This is a genomic window from Bartonella sp. AP30XZML, from assembly GCF_042195945.1.
Lineage (GTDB): Bacteria > Pseudomonadota > Alphaproteobacteria > Rhizobiales > Rhizobiaceae > Bartonella.
Genome location: NZ_JBHIPJ010000063.1, coordinates 1 through 2567 on the forward strand (window position 1 = coordinate 1; position 2567 = coordinate 2567).

The window sequence follows — 2567 nt, forward strand, 5'->3', positions numbered from 1 at the left end:
ATGGTTCCTAATTCACGGGGTGATTTAGCTTTTTGACGATAATATTCCAACAGAGAGCGTAAAGTGACGAGTTCATTATCAAAATGATGAGAGCGAAGCATAAAGGATAAACTCCATAACTATCTACGATACAGATTAATTCTCTTCAAAAGAATCAAAATGAAGCTTATTAAATCCATTTTGAATGAATAGTGTGAAAAATTCGGAAAATGCTAAAAAGCGGATAATTTTTTTTCAAAAGGGGTCTTTAAGGCTGCTTATCAACAGCCCATGACATGGAATAAGATCAGCAAAGTAGTGAAATTTGCTATTCATTTCACGTATTCATCAAGATAAATGTACTACGTTCTTTAAAATATCAGAATGAGTATTTTGATAGGTTTTGTCTGTTTTTAAAACCCCCAAAACACCTACAAAACCCTCTTAGATATATATTAAAAATTGTATTTATGTGTTATGTTTAATATAGGCTGTTTATTTGAAAGATTAACTTATTGAAATATAATAACTTTTATTTTGGATTTAAAAATATATATAAAGGGGGGGTAAAAAGCCCCCCCAAAACCCCCATACCCCCCCAAAACTAATGATGGGGAGTGCTTTAAAGGTTCACTGTTATATTGTTTAATGTTTTATAAGATTTCCAAATTGCCTCAGTGTGATGTCTTATGACTTTTCACTAAAGGGTGCCATTCATAACGTATGGTAGGTCGACCGCCTTGGGAGTTATTCTCTCCAGAGATTTCACGAATATAGTTACAACGACATAAAAGCTCTAAAGCTTGCTTAACGGTTTGATTGTCTGTTAAATATTTCCAATCACGTTTATAAACATCCCTTGCTGTAAAAACATCGGGTAAACAATCACAGCGTTCAACAATTAATTTTGCACGCTCTGCTGTTAATGTATCCCCCGCCGCATAAAGTCTTTTGACATGACTTAACAGATATTTTTCCCAACGCAAGGCTGTTGTAATGGCATAGAGACCAATTTCTAAACCACCACTATCAAGAAGTTCAAAAATTAACGCAAGGCTTGCTATGGTCTTTGGCATTTTTAAAAGATGCGATTGTAAGCTTTCTGAGTGAGTACCTCCTTTTGCCTCTTTATGAAGATGCTCGAACCATTCATAAAACTTCACTTGTGCTTTAGGAGAAAAACGCATAATCAGTGGTTGTTCGGGAGAACCTAAGCGTTTATCACGAAAAGAGCGAAATACCCCTTCATACTTTTGCCAGACCTCTTGATTGGGCGGTTTATCAACCAATTGCCACTCTTTATTGTCATCGGGCCAGACAATCATTTGAAAGCGTTGCAATAAACCGTCATCGTTTATTCCACGGTGTATGGCTTGAATGAGCGGAATAATGCGTGAAGGTTGAATGCCTCCAATCATGGATAAAGTGACATAAGGGATAAAAATGGTTCCACGCTCTATACGGTCATAAGTAAATTGATCATCGCCATTAAAAGCTGTTAAATAAAAGGCGCGGTCTGATTGATATTCCTTTCTTTCTAGATTGGCTAAAAAGCCAGCCAATTCATCACGCACCATTAAGAGACCACGGGGGTTTTCTTTTAAGAGTTCCCCAAGCTTTTCAACAGACACATCATTGACAATAGTGTCATCTTCATTTTTACGAGTAGAAACTAAGCGGTGTGCAAAGTGCATTATGCAATCATATTCGCAATATTAGAAAAATAATAATTTATCATTATTTACTGATACGGAGCGCAGTATTGTAGAAAATAATTTTCTTCAATTACAAAATAAATAAAAATACAGTTGATTAAGGAATTTTTTTCTTTGTATGGAGCACACGTAAAATACGCACAACGCCATTTGAAATATCATAAATCATGATATAATTTGGATGTACAATAAGTTCACGTGTATTTACAATTCGTCCTAAACGACCAAGGGTAGGAAATTTAACAAGTTTTTCTACTTTTTCAGATAAAAGTTGATCAAACTTTAAGGCAGCGGAAGGATTATCTTGTGATATGTATTCACGTATCTTTTTGCGGTCAACGTGTGCTACTTGTGTCCAAATTAGCTTCATAAAGTTGATCTATCTAGTTTACTTTGTGTCTTTAAGCGCCATTCTTTTGCTTCTGCTTCGATTTCTTCAGAAGACATTATATCACTTGCATTAGCAGAATTTATCCCTAATTGAACTTGTTCCCGAAACCATAAATCGTATGCACTTTTTTCTTTTTGTTCTTTTACGATATCGCGCATATAATCGCGCAATAATTGTGCACCAGATCTATCACACGCCTTTGCTGCTTTGGAAAATTCATTTTTTAATACATCATCGACGCGAAAGGTAAATGTTGTCTCAGCCATTTTACGACCACTTAATGTGTTACAAAGTAGTTCTAATGTAATGTATTTTTACTGTTTCTTCAATAGGTACTATTAGAATAGATATTTTATATCTATTTTGCATTTTCATAGGGTTGAAAGGGACGCCCATAAATCAACGGGCTCTGATAACAACCCAGACAAAAGAGCCAGACCGGTTTCAATGCCTTCACAAATGACCAGATGTTTTGGATTGGC

The 2567-nt window shown here is 35.4% G+C and carries 2 protein-coding genes and 1 pseudogene; all 3 read right to left on the reverse strand.

The genetic code is table 11. From position 1 onward, the window contains the following. Nucleotides 1-653 precede the first annotated feature (653 nt). Nucleotides 654-1652, reverse strand: a pseudogene (locus tag ACFIL2_RS04945) (DUF3987 domain-containing protein); the annotation flags it as partial. A gap of 139 nt (nt 1653-1791) precedes the next feature. After that, nucleotides 1792-2064, reverse strand: coding sequence for a type II toxin-antitoxin system RelE/ParE family toxin (locus tag ACFIL2_RS04950; RefSeq protein WP_375680360.1), 273 nt, complete (start codon nt 2062-2064; stop codon nt 1792-1794). Next, nucleotides 2061-2351: a CopG family ribbon-helix-helix protein gene (locus ACFIL2_RS04955; protein WP_375610963.1), complete on the reverse strand. Its 291-nt coding sequence runs from the start codon at nt 2349-2351 to the stop codon at nt 2061-2063. Before ACFIL2_RS04955 ends, ACFIL2_RS04950 begins: the two co-directional genes overlap by 4 nt. Nucleotides 2352-2567 lie beyond the last annotated feature (216 nt).

Bases quoted from the DNA above. Each gene is read 5' to 3' on its own strand.
- ACFIL2_RS04950 (WP_375680360.1), bottom strand. From the start codon at position 2,064: ATGAAGCTAATTTGGACACAAGTAGCACACGTTGACCGCAAAAAGATA.
- ACFIL2_RS04955 (WP_375610963.1), bottom strand. From the start codon at position 2,351: ATGGCTGAGACAACATTTACCTTTCGCGTCGATGATGTATTAAAAAAT.